Source organism: Zhongshania aquatica (genome assembly GCF_027257955.1).
Lineage (GTDB): Bacteria > Pseudomonadota > Gammaproteobacteria > Pseudomonadales > Spongiibacteraceae > Spongiibacter > Spongiibacter aquatica.
The window spans coordinates 1-16,700 of record NZ_JANZNQ010000040.1 but is presented as its reverse complement, the minus strand read 5'-3'; the positions used below and the strand labels follow the sequence as shown (position 1 = coordinate 16,700).

At 47.0% G+C, this 16,700-nt stretch carries 18 protein-coding genes and 3 pseudogenes; 6 read left to right on the top strand and 15 right to left on the bottom strand.

From position 1 onward, the window contains the following. The coding region (locus O9X78_RS19350; RefSeq protein ID WP_269621374.1) for an IS110 family RNA-guided transposase at nt 1-544 on the top strand (544 nt) is incomplete at its 5' end. 444 nt (nt 545-988) lie between these two features. Here the strand turns inward: O9X78_RS19350 and O9X78_RS19345 are convergent. Genes O9X78_RS19345 through tnpA form a run of 4 tightly spaced genes read right to left on the bottom strand, consistent with a single transcriptional unit; the run spans nt 989 to nt 3,204 of the window. Continuing rightward, nucleotides 989-1,183 (bottom strand): transposase domain-containing protein, encoded by a 195-nt coding sequence (locus O9X78_RS19345; RefSeq protein ID WP_269621373.1) that lies wholly within the window; start codon nt 1,181-1,183, stop codon nt 989-991. Then, nucleotides 1,158-2,525 carry an IS66 family transposase gene (gene tnpC / locus O9X78_RS19340; protein ID WP_269621372.1) on the bottom strand — a complete coding sequence of 456 codons (1,368 nt, stop codon included), beginning with the start codon at nt 2,523-2,525 and terminating at the stop codon, nt 1,158-1,160. Before tnpC (O9X78_RS19340) ends, O9X78_RS19345 begins: the two co-directional genes overlap by 26 nt. A gap of 23 nt (nt 2,526-2,548) precedes the next feature. Then, a complete protein-coding gene (gene tnpB, locus O9X78_RS19335; RefSeq protein WP_269621371.1) occupies nt 2,549-2,905 on the bottom strand; it encodes an IS66 family insertion sequence element accessory protein TnpB in 357 nt (118 codons plus the stop codon). Then, complete coding sequence (gene tnpA, locus O9X78_RS19330) at nt 2,905-3,204, bottom strand: IS66 family insertion sequence element accessory protein TnpA (protein WP_269621370.1); 300 nt, start codon at nt 3,202-3,204, stop codon at nt 2,905-2,907. The genes tnpB (O9X78_RS19335) and tnpA overlap by 1 nt, the downstream gene beginning before the upstream one ends. Before the next feature lie 209 nt (nt 3,205-3,413). Here tnpA and O9X78_RS19325 point away from each other — a divergent pair, with 209 nt between their 5' ends. The 3 genes from O9X78_RS19325 to tnpC (O9X78_RS19315) all read left to right on the top strand — a co-directional run bounded on the left by O9X78_RS19325 (nt 3,414) and on the right by tnpC (O9X78_RS19315) (nt 5,760). Then, on the top strand, nt 3,414-3,776 hold the full coding sequence (locus O9X78_RS19325) for a transposase (RefSeq protein ID WP_269621369.1): 363 nt from the start codon (nt 3,414-3,416) through the stop codon (nt 3,774-3,776). Continuing rightward, nucleotides 3,755-4,108 (top strand): IS66 family insertion sequence element accessory protein TnpB, encoded by a 354-nt coding sequence (gene tnpB, locus O9X78_RS19320; protein WP_269621368.1) that lies wholly within the window; start codon nt 3,755-3,757, stop codon nt 4,106-4,108. Before O9X78_RS19325 ends, tnpB (O9X78_RS19320) begins: the two co-directional genes overlap by 22 nt. 110 nt (nt 4,109-4,218) lie before the next feature. Beyond that, complete coding sequence (gene tnpC, locus O9X78_RS19315) at nt 4,219-5,760, top strand: IS66 family transposase (RefSeq protein WP_269621376.1); 1,542 nt, start codon at nt 4,219-4,221, stop codon at nt 5,758-5,760. 361 nt (nt 5,761-6,121) lie between these two features. Here the strand turns inward: tnpC (O9X78_RS19315) and O9X78_RS19310 are convergent, their stop codons facing one another. The 10 genes from O9X78_RS19310 to O9X78_RS19265 form a co-directional block, all read right to left on the bottom strand. After that, nucleotides 6,122-7,117 (bottom strand): AraC family transcriptional regulator, encoded by a 996-nt coding sequence (locus O9X78_RS19310; RefSeq protein WP_269621367.1) that lies wholly within the window; start codon nt 7,115-7,117, stop codon nt 6,122-6,124. A gap of 88 nt (nt 7,118-7,205) precedes the next feature. After that, nucleotides 7,206-7,832 carry a class I SAM-dependent methyltransferase gene (locus O9X78_RS19305; protein WP_159269723.1) on the bottom strand — a complete coding sequence of 209 codons (627 nt, stop codon included), beginning with the start codon at nt 7,830-7,832 and terminating at the stop codon, nt 7,206-7,208. 86 nt (nt 7,833-7,918) lie between these two features. Beyond that, the gene (locus tag O9X78_RS19300) at nt 7,919-10,051 is read right to left on the bottom strand and encodes a PQQ-dependent dehydrogenase, methanol/ethanol family (protein WP_269621366.1); all 2,133 of its coding nucleotides are present in this window, start codon (nt 10,049-10,051) and stop codon (nt 7,919-7,921) included. A gap of 13 nt (nt 10,052-10,064) precedes the next feature. Beyond that, a complete protein-coding gene (locus O9X78_RS19295; RefSeq protein ID WP_159269725.1) occupies nt 10,065-10,229 on the bottom strand; it encodes a rubredoxin in 165 nt (54 codons plus the stop codon). An 11-nt stretch (nt 10,230-10,240) separates the two neighbouring features. Next, a complete protein-coding gene (locus O9X78_RS19290) occupies nt 10,241-10,408 on the bottom strand; it encodes a rubredoxin (protein ID WP_159269726.1) in 168 nt (55 codons plus the stop codon). Next, the gene (locus tag O9X78_RS19285) at nt 10,401-11,579 is read right to left on the bottom strand and encodes an alkane 1-monooxygenase (protein ID WP_269621365.1); all 1,179 of its coding nucleotides are present in this window, start codon (nt 11,577-11,579) and stop codon (nt 10,401-10,403) included. The genes O9X78_RS19290 and O9X78_RS19285 overlap by 8 nt, the downstream gene beginning before the upstream one ends. Before the next feature lie 353 nt (nt 11,580-11,932). Beyond that, a complete protein-coding gene (gene tatC / locus O9X78_RS19280) occupies nt 11,933-12,673 on the bottom strand; it encodes a twin-arginine translocase subunit TatC (protein ID WP_269621364.1) in 741 nt (246 codons plus the stop codon). Further along, complete coding sequence (gene tatB / locus O9X78_RS19275; RefSeq protein ID WP_269621363.1) at nt 12,670-13,053, bottom strand: Sec-independent protein translocase protein TatB; 384 nt, start codon at nt 13,051-13,053, stop codon at nt 12,670-12,672. Before tatB ends, tatC begins: the two co-directional genes overlap by 4 nt. Nucleotides 13,054-13,055: 2 nt before the next feature. Then, the gene (tatA, locus tag O9X78_RS19270) at nt 13,056-13,307 is read right to left on the bottom strand and encodes a twin-arginine translocase TatA/TatE family subunit (RefSeq protein ID WP_350339247.1); all 252 of its coding nucleotides are present in this window, start codon (nt 13,305-13,307) and stop codon (nt 13,056-13,058) included. A gap of 141 nt (nt 13,308-13,448) precedes the next feature. Then, a complete protein-coding gene (locus O9X78_RS19265; RefSeq protein WP_269621362.1) occupies nt 13,449-13,805 on the bottom strand; it encodes a hypothetical protein in 357 nt (118 codons plus the stop codon). Nucleotides 13,806-14,411: 606 nt separating this feature from the next. Here O9X78_RS19265 and O9X78_RS21050 point away from each other — a divergent pair. Beyond that, nucleotides 14,412-14,940, top strand: a pseudogene (locus O9X78_RS21050) (IS6 family transposase); the annotation flags it as partial. A 76-nt stretch (nt 14,941-15,016) separates the two neighbouring features. On the opposite strand, the pseudogene O9X78_RS19260 reads toward O9X78_RS21050, so the two are convergent. Then, a pseudogene (locus tag O9X78_RS19260) lies at nt 15,017-15,570 on the bottom strand (IS982 family transposase); the annotation flags it as partial. A 72-nt stretch (nt 15,571-15,642) separates the two neighbouring features. Between O9X78_RS19260 and O9X78_RS19255 the strand changes: the two are divergent. Beyond that, nucleotides 15,643-16,580, top strand: a pseudogene (locus tag O9X78_RS19255) (IS3 family transposase); the annotation flags it as partial. Between the last annotated feature and the right edge of the window lie 120 nt (nt 16,581-16,700).

Sequence of the window (16,700 nt, the reverse complement as noted above, 5' to 3'; positions counted from 1 at the left end):
CCAATGGCTTGAAGATGCGGAGAATGGTTTGACCGATGAGTTTCGAGTTTTACTGGCCGAACTCTCCAACGATTTGAGGCACCTTGATCACCGCATAGCCGATCTTGATACTCGGATTGAGCAGTCAGTTAAAACCGATCCGGCGGCACGTCGCCTATTGGATGTGCGTGGTGTTGGCCCACTTACCGCTAGCGCTCTTGCCGGTGCGCTCGGAGACGGCCAGACGTTCAGGAAGGGCCGCGACTTTGCGGCCTCGCTCGGCCTTACTCCACGTCAACATAGTACCGGTGGCAAGGAGAGATTGCTGGGTATCAGTAAACGAGGGGACAGCTACCTGAGGAAACTGTTGGTTCACGGCGCCAGGGCCGTCATTCGGCATGCGAAGGATCGAGATGACGGGCTGAGCCAATGGCTAAATGCGTTAAAAGCGCGTAAGCATGTAAATGTTGTAACCGTCGCACTGGCAAACAAGACGGCGCGAATCGCGTGGGCAATTGTTCACGACGAAGCGAGCTATGAACCGATGTTAGCGGCATCCAGATAATCTGAATATTAGAAGATTAAATAGAGGGATAATTCACCACGATTGCAAAGCATAATGTTTGATGGCGAACAGGTTGAACCGATGTCGGAAAAACCCAAGTTTGAGCGTAGAGCTGACAGCTCGTGTAAGCGATTGGGAGCCGGCGTGCGAATAGCCCATCAGGGTCCGATGCCTAAGTGGCGGCATCATTAACGAGACCGGATACACGTAGGCAGTCGTACCTTGACGCAATCGAACACAATGCTTGCAAATGAGGAGGAGTCCATACACGCTCAATAAACCCCACTCTATTTATCCTTTGCAATCTCGGCTAAGGCATCTATAGTTTCCATAGGCTCAGGACGAGCCCATGGCATGGAAGGCATTCTCAGGATGAGAACTTGCAAGGGATGGTGGGGCATTGCCAAGAAGGCGGCTGCCTTCCTGCTACTTTATTTGTTTTTTTCAGTCTTTTGCCCAAGGCAGCAGCGCTTGCAATTCTTCATCGTTCGTGACGCTCGGCAGGGTTGCAAACACGTTGCGCAAATAGTGGTAAGGCTCAAGTCCATTGGCCTTTGCCGTTTCAATCAGACTGTACAGTGATGCACTAGCGTGGGCACCTCTTGGCGTGGCGCTAAATAACCAGATTCTTTCGGCCAATGACGAACGGCCTTATCGCATTTTCCGCTAGGTTGTTGTCGATGTTCACATCACCGTCGTCGGTATAGCGAATCAGCTTTTCCCAGTTTTTATCTAGGTAACCTAGCGCGGTTCCCAGCGCGCCTTTCGGTAACGTGCTGTGCAGGGTCTTGTCCAGCCATTCTCGCAGCGCTTTGAGCAGGGGCACGCTGAGCTCTTGTCTCAGTGTGTACCGATCTTCACGGCTGATGTGCTTTGCCTGCTTTTCCACAGCATAAAGCCTCGCAATGAAGTTAATGGCGACATCGGCTTTGCTGATGCGCTTTGCTTTTTTATCCTTGGATGTGGCGGCTTTTTGCGCCTCCACAAATTTGCGGCGGGCATGAGCCCAGCAGCCAAGGTGGGTGATCACTTCTTGGCGACCGGTCGCGTGATAGCCCGCATAGTCATCGGTTTGCAGATACCCGCTAAAGCCGTCCAGTAGGCCTGCGGCAATACTACCGGCTCGGCTATCCGCATAGTCAAACAACACAATGGAACGGTCAGGCCCGCCACTGCGCCTGATCCACATATACGATTGGCTACTGGGCGGCTTATCCGGTTCTTTTAGTACCTGGAGCGGGGTTTCATCACACTGGATGATCTTGCCTCGCCGTATTTCTCTATCCAGCTCGGCAATAAGCGGTGAGATCAGGTCGCCACAACGCATCATCCAATTTGCCAGTGTGTTACGCGGGATATCAACGTCCATGCGCCTAAAGATGCTTTCTTGGCGATGCAGCGGTAGTGCATCTTGGTATTTGGCGGTAGCAATGTAGGCAAGTAAACCCGCACTGGCATTGCTCTTGGGAATCGGCTGGCTCGGGAGCGGTGCTATCCGTACGGTCGACTCACACGCTTTACAGGCGTACTTTTGACGGGCGTGCTGTAAGACTTGAACGGTCGCGGGAATGATGTCGAGCTGCTCGCTAATATCTTCACCGATGCGGGTTAACGCACAACCGCAGTCGCAGATTTTGTCGCTATCAGCTAGGTCGTGCTCAATGCGAACGCGCGGCAAATCCTCAGGCAACGGTTTGCGACCACGGGACTTGCGGCGTTCGTGTTGGATGGTGTCGGTTTCTTCGACAGAGATGTCATCTGCATCAGTGGTGTCAGTCGCTTCGACCTCGTTGAACAGCTCTGCCTGATCATCCGATTTCTCACTGCTGGCACCAAAGCGTTTGTGCTTAAGTAAACGCACCTGTTCTTCCAATAAGGAGATGCGTTTATCTTTTTCATTGAGGCTGCGATCCTTCTCAAGCAGCAAGGCTTTAAGGCTAGGAACGTCATCAGAAGAAGGGATTTGAGGGTGGATCGTCATGCTGCGTATTATACCAAAACACCTCAGCTGACCGAATCAAAATACAGCGTTTCATGCGGTTTATTTCGCCAAATATCCAAACCGTCAAGCAAGCAATTTAGTTCGCGGCCATCGCGCTGCTCGTAATCAAAGTCAGACTGCCGTGGCCATTTGAAGCGCTGCTTTTCCAGGCGCTTATACCACACCACAAAACCGTTGCGTTCCCAATACAACAGCTTGATTTTATCTCGGCCGCGATTGCAAAAAACAAACAGCACCTCGGTCATGGGTGACAAGGCCAGCTCGTTTTCCACCAGTGCGGCTAGGCCATTAATGGATTTGCGCATATCCACGGGCGCCATGTACAAATAGACCTCAACAGACTCACTTGGACGTAGCATTACAATGACTCTCGCAACGAGCGCAACACCGCCGGCAACACTGAGGATAAATCACTAGCCGACACGTCCATACGAATGCCCAGAGGTAAACTCAATACCACGCGAGAGGAGGTTGATACACCACCAATCTTCAGTAATTTGGTCGACGGCTCGGCAGACGGATGCAAGCGCTTGCGCCAATACACAAAGTTGTGGAGTTTGATGTCTTGCTGTTTACAATATTGTGTTTGGGAAAGGCCGCTGCCCCTCCATGCATCTATGTGGGCTAGCCAGTATTGAGTTTTATCGATTGGGCTCATGGGAATCTCCGCAGTTAAAAACGGCAGAGTAGCTTCTAGGCGGCAACGATATTAGATGGGGTTTATTGACCGCTTACAAGTATTTGGGGTTGAGGTCGTGTTGTTTGCAAAATTCTGTTTGTGTCAGTAAGCGTCCGGGCAACTCACCTTCCTATCCAATTTTAGGATAGTAGTCTTGGTGTCCACCTAATACTAAGTGGACACCAGTTATGGATACTCAAGGATTACTTCCCGCGCCAGCCAAACCACCGCGCCGCCAACATTCACTCCAGTTTAAGGAGCAAGTTGTGGCGGCGAGTTATGCGTCAGATACTTCTGTGGCACGCGTGGCCCAGCAATTTAAAATTAATGCCAATCTTGTGCATAAATGGCGGCGCCAGTTTGAAGCGAAGGCGGCTGGCCGTGATGACTTTATTAAAGTTGCGCCGCGGATTCCCACTAGGACATTGAGCACCTCAAGTCCTGATGCCACGCTAAAAATCGAACTAAGCAGCCCCCTTGGGCCTGTCACGATCCACTGGCCAATGTCCGGTCTTGCCGATTTAGCTTCATGGCTGAAGTCCCAATCATGATTCGTATCGACGAGATTTGGTTGGCGCGTGAACCGCTGGATATGCGCGCTGGCCCAGATACTACCTTGGCGCGCGTGGTGCAAAGCTTCGGCGAAGCACGCCCCCATTGCGCCTACCTTTTTGCCAACAAGCGCGCCAATCGGATGAAGGTATTGGTGCACGATGGCTTTGGTTTGTGGCTCGCGGCCCGCCGCTTACATAAGGGTAAATTCAGTTGGTGCGCGCTGCGTGAAGGACAAGCCATTGTGTTGGATGAAGAGCAGTTGCAGGCGTTGATCGTTGGTTTGCCGTGGCGGCAAGCGGGTGGCGCAGCCACCATCTCGGTGCTGTAATCACGGCTAAATCTGCGCCTTAATTGCGCGGTGGCGAGCACAGTTGCCGCGCCTCGTCCATTTACAAAATCGTCATCGAACGCGGCGCCAAGTTCTGGCAAAGTAACGTGATGAATCAGCCAGCCGACCTTCAAAACTTATCTCCCGATCAGCTTCGCACGCTAGTCATACAGCTGCAGGAGACGGTGACCACACAAGCCCAGGGGTTGGCTGAGCGCGATGCGTCCATCCACCAATTACAAACCAATAAAGACAAACTGACCCACGAGTTGGCGCTATTGCGCCGCCACCGCTTTGGTAAACGCAGCGAGGGCTTGGATAAACAGCAGCTCGCTTTATTAGACGCGCTGGTCGATGAAGACATCGCCGCGATTGAGGCTGAACTGGAAAAAGCCTCGGTTGCGTCACCGCAGCGCGAACGCAAAAAGCCCAAACGCCAGGCACTCCCCCAAGACTTGCCCCGCACCGAGATTCACCATGAGCCCGAGAACACAAACTGCGCTTGCGGCTGTGCACTCACTCGGATTGGTGAAGACGTCAGCGAGAAACTCGACTATCAGCCCGGTACCTTTAGTGTTGAACGTCATATCAGAGGCAAATGGTGCTGCCGCGACTGCGACAGTTTGGTACAAGCTCCTGTCGCCGCGCATATCATTGATAAAGGCATTCCCACCACCGGCTTATTAGCGCAAGTGCTGATTAGCAAATATGCTGATCATCTGCCGCTCTACCGCCAAGAACAACAGTTTGCCCGCAGTGGCGTTGCAATCCCACGCTCAACACTTGCAGATTGGGTGGGTCGTTGTGGCGTAGAGCTACAGCCTTTAGTGGATGCTTTGCGGGAACAGCTACTGGAGCAATCGGTATTACATGCTGATGAAACACCGGTTGCGATGTTGGCGCCGGGTAAGCAGCGTACTCATAAAGCCTATGTCTGGGCCTATGCGGCAACGCGCTACTCCCCGATACAAGGCGTGGTCTACGACTTCAGACCCAGCCGCTCAGGCAAAGAATCGAGAGACTTCCTCGCAGATTGGCGGGGGAAATTAGTTTGCGATGATTACAGCGGCTACAAAGCGGGCTTCACCAATGGGATTATCGAAATTGGTTGCTGGGCCCACGCTCGTCGTAAATTCCACGACCTGCACGTGGCCAACAAAAGCCAGATTGCTGAGCAGGCGCTGGACTATATTAAGGAGCTCTACCTCATTGAGCGGGAGCTCGTCGAGCACAGCCCTGAACAGCGAAGGCAGCGGCGACACGAACAAGCCAAACCGATTCTCGATCAGTTACACCATTGGCTGATCGGAAAGCGGCAGCAAGTACCCGACGGCAGCGCCACGGCCAAAGCGATTCAATACAGTTTGAAACGCTGGGATGCGCTCACGCGCTACCTTGATGATGGCGCCGTGCCCATCGACAATAACTGGGTTGAGAATCAAATTAGGCCCTGGGTGCTTGGCCGCTCGAATTGGCTGTTTGCGGGTTCACTGCGCAGCGGCCAGCGCGCGGCTAACGTAATGACCTTAATCCAGTCCGCGAAGATTAATGGCCTCAACCCGCAGGCCTACTTGAAGGATGTAATGGAAAGATTGCCGACGCAGCGGGCGTCAAAGATCAGCGAATTACTGCCGCATAATTGGCGGCCGTAGGCAATGTGGGTTTGCCGGACGCTTACTTGTGTCAGATTGGCTTGCTCGAGCGCGTTGAAATATTCTTGCCAAGGGTGTTTGCGGTATTTAGCCATAATAGCCTCCTAGAGTTGAGGCTACACATTAGCGGGAAGCGAAGTGAAGTTTAAGAATGTAGTTGGATTGGCGCTTACATTACTGGCTTTCAATGATAGGCAGTTACACAGTTTTATCTACAGTCCCCGATTTTTAAATCCGTCCTGATTGTCTATATATCGTCAATAAGTTTGTAAATTGTGCCTTCGTGACAAGCATTCTGAATGCGTGCGATTTCCCTCAATCAGAAGAGTTTGTAAATGTTCAAGCTCTCTGCTTGCAGGCGCTATAAGGCGGACTTTCGTCCAGAGCGTGTTGCAGAGGGGGTTTCACCAAATTCTTCTAAGTAGCATTTGCTAAAATTTCCGAAGTGGTAGAATCCGCAACGCATTGCTATTTCGGAAATTTTAATTCCAATATTTTCACGTCGGGAAAAAACAAGAAATTCTCGCGCTCTTCTCAAGCGAAGTCTTCTTAAGTAGAGTGTTGGGGTTGTGCACTCATACTGCTCAAACCCTTTTTGAAGTGAGCGAGCGCTGATACAAACGTGGTTAGCAATATCTTGAACGGTAATTTTTTTTGAGTAGTTTTCTTCCATAAATTCTTTGGCTTTAACGATTACCTTTGGAAGGACTCTGTACCTTATTTTTTCAATATCCTCAGCATGGCTATGGTTTCCAGATAGCAAGGATAGCGCTAGAACTCTTTCGATATTTTTAAACATTTCGGAGTTGTTCGGTAGGTCGCTTAAATATGGGTTATTTATAATAAAATTATTTAACATAATAGAAAATTTATCAAAATTACCTTGTTCTCTGTTGGGGCAGTTGAATGCGACGGCAAGCTTCGATTCTACCCCATAAGATTCCAAAAGAGTGCGATCGATTAGGCTTTTGTCTAATTTAAATATTATGTTTTCACAATTATTTGACCATTGCATGTCAATATTTTTATCTGTGTCTAATATTACGGGGCTTCCGACCGTCGCGGTTTTTTCTATGTTATTTTGGCGGATGTTAAAATGACCGCTAACTGGTAGCATTATCAAATAGAAATTTCGGAACGGTTCAGATTGTATGTGAATGTTTGCGTTGTAGGTGAGTCGGCTTATGGATGTTTCAGAAACTGGGTAGTGTTCCATGCTTGCGGAAAGCTGGTCGGACGCGCGGCACAAGTTAAGTTTGTGTGGCTGATATACTGACCCTACCAATGAGCAAGCTTCATCAGGGTCGATGCTGTTTTTAAAAACAGTATTCATTATTAGATTAAAGTTTCTATTCATAAAAATAAGTAGTCATTGTGGTCAATAAGCAGCGAGGTTAATAAATTGCTATAAAGATCGTCGTTCATTGAGCCGAAGGTTATTAAATTCATTTGTGCATTTTTTTTGCCTGTCCGATATACATGTAGCCCATTATCTTTGGGAATCCATTCATGTAGCATGTTTCTAATTCAATTACGTCAAAGCCGGATGAAGATATCAATTCTTGAATGGGCCGGTTAAGATGGCAGCCACCAGCAATCTTTTGCCATGTAGGTGTTACCCGCTGCTGCCATTTTGCAATATCAGGTTCCGGAGATCTGCCGTGCTCGCAAAATAATAATATTCCATCTTCTTTTAGAACTCTATGCATTTGCCGTAGAGCTTTAGTGCTATTAGAGATACTGCAGAGAGTAAAGCAAAGCAGAATAGTGTCAACACTATTGTTTTCTAAGGGGATTTCTTCCCCAGGAAGGTCTAACCACTTTACGTTGACTGGGGACTTGTTAATATTATGTTGTGCTTTACGTCGCATTCCATTTGAGGGCTCGAGTCCCCAGACAAAATCGACATTAGTAGCGTTGTATAGCTGTAAATTAATACCGCTGCCGATTCCAACTTCGAGTACTACCCCTCGAGCTAATGGAACCACTCGCTCTCGCAAACTCATTACTGAATTTTGACTACAGAGTTTGTCTAAAATGTGTGGTAAAACTTTGTCGTCATAAAAGCTCATGGTTAATCCTATTATGTACTTTTTTATTAACTAGAGGCCCGATATAAATTGTAGTACCCAATAAATATATGGCTTAACCAAAACTTTCATCGGGCTGGGCGCTCATTATCGCCGCTATCTTTGGCGTACTTAGCTCGCTCTAGGATATACTGCCGGACGCTTTCTATGTCTTCGTCACTTAGCTCATCCTTGTAAGACACCATGCCTCTTGATTCTAAGATTCCATCTCTAACAACGGAAAGCCATGCGTTTGGTGCTCTGTTAAATCCAGAAAATCTGAGGTCCGGAATTACACCGCCACCAACAGCTCCGGCGCCATGGCAATTAATACAGTACCGGTCATAAATCTCAAACCCCTTCGTAATCGCGGCTGGGTCACCTAGCAGTGTAGAGGCTTGTATTTCTAGGGTGGCTCGTTTGTCGTCGGGTAAATTGGTGTGGCCTCCGATTTTGAAAACCAATAGACGGCTTTTATTAACTGGGTAGCCTTGCGCGGCATCCTGAGTTAAAACACCGGTCATAAGTGGCATAATACCCCCCCATCCGGCATTCACTGCGATATATTGTTGGCCATTTACTTTGAACGTCACCGGAGGCGCGACAACACCGGTCTGGGCATTAAAGCGCCATAATAGATGACCATTTTTTGAGTTGTAAGCGTTTACATAACCCGTAGCAGATCCTTGAAATACTAAACCTCCTTTCGTAGCTAAAACGCCACCATTCCAAACACCAGGATACTCTATTTGCCAAAGGTCTTCGCCGGTAAGTACGTTACGGGCAAGTAGCGAGCCAGATGTAGCGTCTTTTACAGCAGCTATAACCTTTGGGTTGTCTGGTAAATTAGCCGCTTTCGTATCTACACCGAGATTTACCGCCAGTTTAGAAGGAGTTTGCTCGTCTTCCGCCAAGTAAGGGAAAGAAGTATTTTGGGCTGGGATATAAAGTGTATTTGAATTGGGGTCGAAAGCCATTGGGTGCCAATTATGACCTCCCATCCAGGACGGTTTAACCAGAGCGGGCTTCCCCGTTTTCCAATATTGAGCGTCTGGGTTTATAACTGGGCGCCCCGTGGATTTATCAATATGTGACGCCCAATTAACGTCAACAAATTTCTCTGCTGAAATTAATTTACCATTGGTTCGATCTAAGACATATAGGAATCCGTTTTTAGGCGCTTGAATTGCGACTTTTCGATCTAAACCGTCAATATTAATATTAGCGAGTACAATAGGCTGGGTCGCTGTAAAGTCCCACGCTTCTCCCGGAGTGGTTTGATAGTGCCATTTATATTTTCCGGTATCAGCATCGACAGAAACTATAGAGGATAGAAATAAATTGTCACCTCCGCCGGGCGACCGGATATTCGGGTTCCACGGTGAGCCATTGCCAACGCCAAAAAGTAGACTATTTGTATCGGGGTCATAGACAATTGTATCCCAAACAGTCCCCCCTTTTTCTAATGAGCTATTACCTTTTGACCAGGTTTCATCCATTAAAGATTGTGGTTCTGTGCCAGTTTCATGATTATTTGTGCCAGGGACAGTGTAAAACCGCCACACCAAATCCCCTGAGTTTATGTCGTAGGCTGTGATGTATCCTCGCACCCCATACTCTGCGCCCCCATTGCCTATGAATACTTTGCCTTTTGCAACCCTTGGAGCTCCAGTGATAGTGTAGTTCAATGAGCTATCTACAGTATTCACAATCCAGCGCATGCCACCGGTTTTCGCATCAAGCGCTATAAGTCTGCCATCTAATGTCGCTAAATAAACTCCTCCATCGTGGTATGCCAAGCCTCTTGTTACCGCGTCGCAACATCCTTTGACGCCTGTGGACTTAGGAACTTTGGGATCATATTCCCAAAGTACTTCGCCTGTTTCAGCTAGGAATGCATGAACATGATTCCACGCAGACGTAGTATAAATAACTCCATCGATCACAATTGGTGTGGCTTCTTGCCCTCGATTTTCCGGTAAATCGTGGAACCATGCGAGCCCAAGCTTAGAAACATTATCGGTATTAATATCGGAGAGTACCGAATAGCGCTGTTCGTAAACGTCGTTTCCGTGCATTGGCCAATCTACAGATTCGATCTCTGTGCTTGTGCCAGCAGGTTTCCCGCCAGTGAGATCATCTCTGCCTGCGCTAGTGCAGCCACAAACCAATGTAATTCCTATAGCCACAATTGCATGATTTAATTTATTATTAATATTCATTGTGAATTATTTTTCACTCCATTTTTTCAAAATCGGACTTCGGGGCGCTACACTCAAAACAAGTCCACGATTCGGGGATATCTTTCCACTTTGTGCCTGCTATTATTCCGTCGTCGGGAATACCGATCTCTTCGTCATATATAAAGCCGCATACAATGCATTCGTATTTTTCAAACATCAAAATAATTCCTAATCTTCAAATTTCTGGAAATCTTGTTTGTCACGCACTGCGCACGACGGGCAAGCCCAGTCAGCGGGAATGTCGATCCACTTAGTGCCTGCGGGAAACCCTTCAAATTCATCTCCAGATTCTTCGCTGTAAATGTAACCGCAGCCTGGGCAAACATATTTATTCATTACTATCTCCCTTAGTATATTTTCTTATTAAGGCATCGCGCTTCTTTGGGTCTAGATTTGCTTTCAATATATCGCCGTTGTATTGTTCTAAAACTCGATGATCCATCACTTTGCGCCATAAGAATGGTAGGTAGGCCATTGTGAAACAGCCCGCATACCCGGTTGGTAGCTGTGGGGCATCATCACTTCGAAGGACTTGATATCGACGAGTAGGACGTGAGTGGTGATCTGAGTGTCGCTGTAGATGAAATGTCATAATATTAGATACAATATGATCTGCATTCCACGAGTGCTCTGGGCGAGTACGCTCAAATCTTCCGTCTTCCTGTTTTTGTCGCAGTAAGCCGTAATGCTCAATATAGTTTGAGGTAGAAAGGAACTGCCATCCCCACAATGTTGATATTAGGATGAATGGAAGTATTACCGGTCCCCATGTATAAAGTGCGCCGCCATACAGAAGAAATGTAATGAAAAACGATTGAAGAATTTGATTTTCAATACTAAATACTGACTTACCTTTTCTTTTTAGTCTTACATTCTCATCATGAAATGCTCGTACAAATGCACCGGGAATCTCTCTAAGAATGAATTTATATAATGACTCACCCAGCCTAGCTGAAGCCGGATCGTCAGGAGTGGCGACATCTTTGTGGTGACCTCTATTATGCTCTGCAGAAAAATGGCCGTATGCTGGAACAGCTAATACCAATTTGGCCAAATTCTTTTCTTGTTGATTATTCTTGTGACCTAGCTCATGTCCAACTACCAATGCAAGTCCATTTGTCAAAGCCACGCCAATAGTGACACCTAAGTAGGCTGTAGTGCTGTTAGCAACAGTAGCTATCCACCAAGCAGAATATATCCAGGTTACATAAAAAAGTGGTACTGAAAGAAATACAAGCCATTTATAAAAAACATCGTTCTCAATCTCTTCTGATCGGCTGTCTCGATAATTTGCATCATCTCTACCAAACACGAAATCCCCTAGTGGGATAAAGATGTACCAAAGAATGGGGGTAAGCCATGGGAATAATGGGTTACCCGTAGCTTCGTATATTTTTATACCGATGATCGGTGATACTGCTACCAACAGTGGAAGCCACCATAGGTATCGCTTAGTGTCCTTAGTCTTTATTTTTTCAACGTGGTTATAAGTATTATATTGAGCCATTACAAATTCCGCCTACTAACTAATTTATTTTAGTAGGCGTATCGTAGTATGAATGGGAAATGCATATATATCGCGTTTGCGAATTTCCTATCCATATAACGAATAAATGTTGTTGTGGACGAAGCAATGAAACTGCGGTTTACAGCCTCAAAGAAATGCGGGATGTTATGCCTTGCCACTTAATTGGCTTGAGATTTGTATTCCGCAATAGTCGGAAGATTCTGCAGTCTGTTCTTTACGTTATAGGCTAGGTATTTGGCGCCAGAAGATAAGGTAGAGCATCGTTGCAAGCATGCATGCTTGTTGGGCGTGACAATAAAGTAATCATTTTATCGAGTAACTGCTTGCTTAATTTAATCGAAGTGCTTCGTTTTAATAAAGAGGCTAAGAAGTAGGCCTAGCTCAAAAAGCATGATCATCGGGATGGCAAGTAATGCCTGAGACATTATATCAGGGGGCGTTAACAGCATGCCTATAGCAAAGCAGCCAACGATAATGTATGGCCTCTTTTGGCTTAATGATTTCCTAGTTGCCATGCCGCTCATTATGATTAGCACAGTTGCGATAGGAATTTCAAAAGTAAGGCCAAAAGCCAAAAATAATTTAAGTATTGTACTCAGATATAGTGAAATATCTGGAGTATAGGTAACGCCTGCAGGTGTTGCGCCGCTGAAAAAACTGAATACCAATGGGAATACCACGTAAAAAGAAAATGCTATACCTAAGTAAAAAAGGACTACGCTTAAAAATAGCAGCGGTATACCTATATTTTTTTTACTCTGATATAGGCTGGGCGAGATAAATGCCCATAACTGAAATAATAAAACGGGCATAGAAAGAGCGAATGCTGCGTAAAGCGCAAGCTTTAAAGGTGCCATAAACGTAGAGGTCACTTCGGTGGCAATCATGTGACCGCCTTCTGGTAAGTACTTTAACAGTGGCCCGGCTACAAGGCTGTATATGTCCTGTGAAAAAGGAATCATGCATAGGGTGGCTATTAGCATGGCGCCGAGAACGCGTAGAAGTCGATCGCGAAGTTCGGTGAGATTCGAACTTAATGCCGCCACGTTATTATCTTCCGCCTCAGAAATCATGAGTTGTGCGCATCGATTGCAAGTGATTGTTTGTCATGACTGTGAGTACTTAAGGTATCTTCCCCGCCATCATTTGTTTCAATGGGTGTATTTCTCTGCTCTTCGCTAGTATTTGCGTCATTTATAGTTGATGTAATGTTTTTCTTTAGTGCTGCAAGGTCTTCGTCTATTCTGGAAATAGCATCACTTTTCAGCTTTATTTTTTCTTCTGAAGCGTTAATTTCATCTTCAATCTCGAAACGTAGTTTGTTGAATCCTCGTTTCATTCGCCCGACGTATAGTGAAACGGTTCGAATTGCACCGGGTAGGCGCTCAGGGCCTAGGACAAGCAAACCGACGACCCCTATGACGACTAATTCGAGAAAGCTCATGTCGAACATGGCTAAACTCGATTCTCAACTGAGTTGGTCAGTGTTTGCTCAGATGGGATTTCATCGCTTTTTAACGTCGAAGTAGAGGCTAGTTCATCGCATTCTGATTTCTCTAGATCTAGATCTTTCATGCCATTTTTAAATCCACGCAATGCGCTGCCGAGATCACTACCTAGACTACCTAGTTTTTTTGTTCCAAATAGTAGAACGATAATTGCCAGAATGATAAGTAACTGCCAGATGCTAATGCCGCCGATACCCATAAATAATTCCTCTTGAAGATTATTTATATGCTTTAGATGGAATATAAAATATCTTCGTTTTAGTTAATTAAGTTCTTTATTGCTGATACTACCTTCGAGAGAGCTAGGCTTCCCTAAAGGTAGTATCAATAAAAGGCTAACTTATAGTCCCCCTGGAAGTGCACTTAAACCAGGTAGCTCAGCAATAGGTAGTATATCGAAATAGGGTGATATCACGCCTATGAACTGAGTTCCCATAGGTATTACAGGGCCTACAAGCAAATTGGCTCCTGGCAGGTCGACTAGTACAGGTAATAGTGTAGTCGTTAGCTGGCTCACTGCTACCGAACCTGTGTTATTTATTGTATCGTTTAGAAGCGGAAGTTGGCCTATTGGGGAGCTATTAAGCGTTGAGCTCAATGTTCCTGTTAAGTTGGCAATTAGTGAGACTTGGGCGTTAGCAGTAGTTGCCAAGCCAACAAAAAATGCGCCTATTAAGGCATTTTTGACTTGTTTCATTATTGTATGACTCCTTTAATTGGTGGAATATTCTACCGAGGATCTCGGCGAGAATTCTGAAGTGTGGTTCTATTCTGCGTGCATATACCGTCTGTTATCGAAGTGAACTTTGAGTGGTCTACTATCGAAAGTGGTGTCTTATTTTCATTTTAGTCGATCATGACACACTTTTTACGAGTCGTCATCATTTTCTGTGTAATAATTATTGAAGTGATAAATAAGTCACAAACTGAATACTTAGGACATTATTGCCAAGCTATCTAGGAGCCGTAGTGTGAAATTGAATTTATGCTAAGGCATTGAATGGTTCCCAATTAGAGGTAGAGGGATCGTAAATTATGGTGAGAAATTAAATCTGCAAACGTTAGTGTAGAGTCTAATGTACATATAGTTCGTTACAATCTTTCGGTATTGAATTTAATTGATTTCACTGGAATACATCAATTTGCTCGCTCTTGGGATATGCAGTACATTTGGCTAATTTTTTTCTGATCTCTACCTGAAGAATGTTTCTGTTCAGGGAGGCGGATTACGAATTGCCACTCGTAAGCTCTTCGCAAGGTGTTGCCAAGTTAACTTACGGCTTCTGCTAATGCAGGGACGGCTATATGCAAGCGCTACCCATTCCCCGCAATATTATTCTTCAATTTGAGTCACCGGAATATAGAAGAATTATTGGCGTAGCGAGGGATCCATGTCAGTCGTGAGGCTATTCGGCTCGGGTGCGTAAAATTCGGCGCCATTTTCACACGTCGTTTGCGACGGAATCGCAGGCGCGTTGGCGATACGTTTTACGTTGACGAATTTTTTTCGATCAATGGGAGGTGGCATTACCTTCGGGTAGCTGTGGGTCACGACGGCGAAGTTATCGATGTTTACCTTCCGGTAAAAAGGGGATGATAGCTAAACGATTTTTCCGCCGATTATTAACGTGCCATGGTGAGGAGTCGAGGAAGATTGATACATATATAAATTGCAGAGCTGCGGTGTTGCTCATCGGGAATTGATACCGAACACCGTGCACAGCACGAAAGTATATGACAATAGCCGCGCCGAGTAATTGTATGGGTCGACTAGGATGAGGGAGCAGCGAAGCATGCAAAAATTTAAATCCGTTCGGCAGCCTAAAATTTTCGACGGTTAAGATAAGTTCAGTCATGTTTTGCTGTAGTTGAGCTTGTAAACTGAAATTGAATGAACCCGTGGTGCATTTAGGAAATGACCACTTTCAGGTTGTTTAATTTATTCCCTTCACGCTGGTTGAACCATTGAATTAATGTGAGGGACGCTATCTTTGTCACAATTCTGCGCGAAATACCCTTGAACGATTTCGCATAATTCCGCCGTATCATGAACTGGTCACAAAGTTGTGAAAACAAGGTTTCGATTCGCTTTCTGGCTTTACGATATTTAGGCGGAAAGTCTCTAAACTCTTTCTGGTTCTTTCGCATCGGTGTTTGCAAATCGATACAACATGATGAAAATAAATCTGCTTGCCAAACGCTACTCAAATAACCTTTATCGCCAATCAAAATACAATTGCTTAACTGGCCTTCAACATCGTTTAGGTAATGGATGTCATGAACCGAAGCCTTTGATATATCGTACACTTTTAACACACCACTCGGTGAGCAAACCGCGTGTAATTTATAGCCAAAGTAGCGCATATTTTGTGCCGCACAAAAATCAAAATCTGCGAGCTAGATTCAAATTCTTGGCAAATTTTACTGCGATTAGATCGACTCATTTTACACACTTCCAATGCCCCCGGTGTCAGGATAGTTGTCGTGCCTTCTGATTCAAGAAGCGATAGACCGGGGGTGGTAAGAGTTGCACAGTGAAACGTTATTCTGCAGAGCGCAAGGCCTCGGTGCTGAGGAAGTTACTGCCGCCATTGAATCTGTCGGTGGCCGAGGTGTCCCGCCAGGAAGGTATTTCGGAAGTGCCCCTGTACAATTAGCGCAATCAAGCCAGAGAAAGGGGTCAAGCCGTGCCGGGCAGTGGGAAGTCGCCAGAGCAATGGTCAGCACAAGCCAAGGTCGCCGTGGTCGCGGAAACCCTGGTGTTGTCGGAAGTGGAATTGAGTGCCTACTGTCGGGAGAAAGGTCTGTACCCGGAGCAGGTAAAAGCTTGGCGGCAGGCCTGTCTCGACGGTTAGCAGTTAGACGCCGAGCGTCGGCAGTCTGTGAAGGATCAAGGCCGGCGGGATCGGAAGCAGATCCGAACGCTGGAGAAGGAATTACAGCGCAAGGAGAAGGCGTTGGCGGAAGCCGCAGCGCTATTGGTGCTGAGAAAAAAGCTGGATGCGTTCTGGGAGGAGGAAGGCGACGAGGACAGCTGACGTCGGCCCCAGAGCGCAAGCAACTGGTTGAGTGGATTGGTGAGGCTGTTGAGGCGGGTTCGCGCCGTTGGCGGGCTTGTGAGGAAGCGGGATTGTCACTGCGCACGCTACAGCGTTGGGTGGACGGTGACACGGTGAAGGCCGACGCGCGTCCGACGGCGGTAAGGCCTGCGCCGTTGAACAAGCTCAGTCAGGTGGAGTGTGAACAGGTGCTGGCGGTCTGCAATGCCCCGGAGTATGCCCATCTACCCCCGAGCCAGATCGTACCGCGACTGGCGGATCAGGGGACGTACCTGGCTTCGGAGTCGACGCTTTACCGTATTCTGAAAGCGCGGGACCAGGGGCATCATCGCGGTCGGGCACACGCGCCCCGAACGGTACCGCTGCCGACCAGCCATACGGCGACGGCGCCGAACCAGCTGTGGTCTTGGGACAGTGTGCCGTAGAGGCGCCAGTAAACGCCAGCATGGATGCAGGCAAACACTGAGCCATAAGCTCAGCAGGAGATGGTGGTAGGTCCACCGGAGTCGGCTGTCGGAAGCGGGCTCCAAACC

Bases quoted from the DNA above. Each gene is read 5' to 3' on its own strand.
- tnpC (WP_269621376.1), top strand. From the start codon at position 4,219: ATGAATCAGCCAGCCGACCTTCAAAACTTATCTCCCGATCAGCTTCGC.
- tnpB (WP_269621371.1), bottom strand. From the start codon at position 2,905: ATGCTACGTCCAAGTGAGTCTGTTGAGGTCTATTTGTACATGGCGCCC.
- O9X78_RS19295 (WP_159269725.1), bottom strand. From the start codon at position 10,229: ATGTTTGAAAAATACGAATGCATTGTATGCGGCTTTATATATGACGAA.
- O9X78_RS19290 (WP_159269726.1), bottom strand. From the start codon at position 10,408: ATGAATAAATATGTTTGCCCAGGCTGCGGTTACATTTACAGCGAAGAA.
- tnpA (WP_269621370.1), bottom strand. From the start codon at position 3,204: ATGAGCCCAATCGATAAAACTCAATACTGGCTAGCCCACATAGATGCA.
- tnpC (WP_269621372.1), bottom strand. From the start codon at position 2,525: ATGACGATCCACCCTCAAATCCCTTCTTCTGATGACGTTCCTAGCCTT.
- O9X78_RS19300 (WP_269621366.1), bottom strand. From the start codon at position 10,051: ATGAATATTAATAATAAATTAAATCATGCAATTGTGGCTATAGGAATT.
- O9X78_RS19285 (WP_269621365.1), bottom strand. From the start codon at position 11,579: ATGGCTCAATATAATACTTATAACCACGTTGAAAAAATAAAGACTAAG.
- tatA (WP_350339247.1), bottom strand. From the start codon at position 13,307: ATGGGTATCGGCGGCATTAGCATCTGGCAGTTACTTATCATTCTGGCA.
- tnpB (WP_269621368.1), top strand. From the start codon at position 3,755: ATGGCTGAAGTCCCAATCATGATTCGTATCGACGAGATTTGGTTGGCG.
- O9X78_RS19265 (WP_269621362.1), bottom strand. From the start codon at position 13,805: ATGAAACAAGTCAAAAATGCCTTAATAGGCGCATTTTTTGTTGGCTTG.
- tatC (WP_269621364.1), bottom strand. From the start codon at position 12,673: ATGATTTCTGAGGCGGAAGATAATAACGTGGCGGCATTAAGTTCGAAT.
- O9X78_RS19310 (WP_269621367.1), bottom strand. From the start codon at position 7,117: ATGAATAGAAACTTTAATCTAATAATGAATACTGTTTTTAAAAACAGC.
- tatB (WP_269621363.1), bottom strand. From the start codon at position 13,053: ATGTTCGACATGAGCTTTCTCGAATTAGTCGTCATAGGGGTCGTCGGT.
- O9X78_RS19325 (WP_269621369.1), top strand. From the start codon at position 3,414: ATGGATACTCAAGGATTACTTCCCGCGCCAGCCAAACCACCGCGCCGC.
- O9X78_RS19305 (WP_159269723.1), bottom strand. From the start codon at position 7,832: ATGAGCTTTTATGACGACAAAGTTTTACCACACATTTTAGACAAACTC.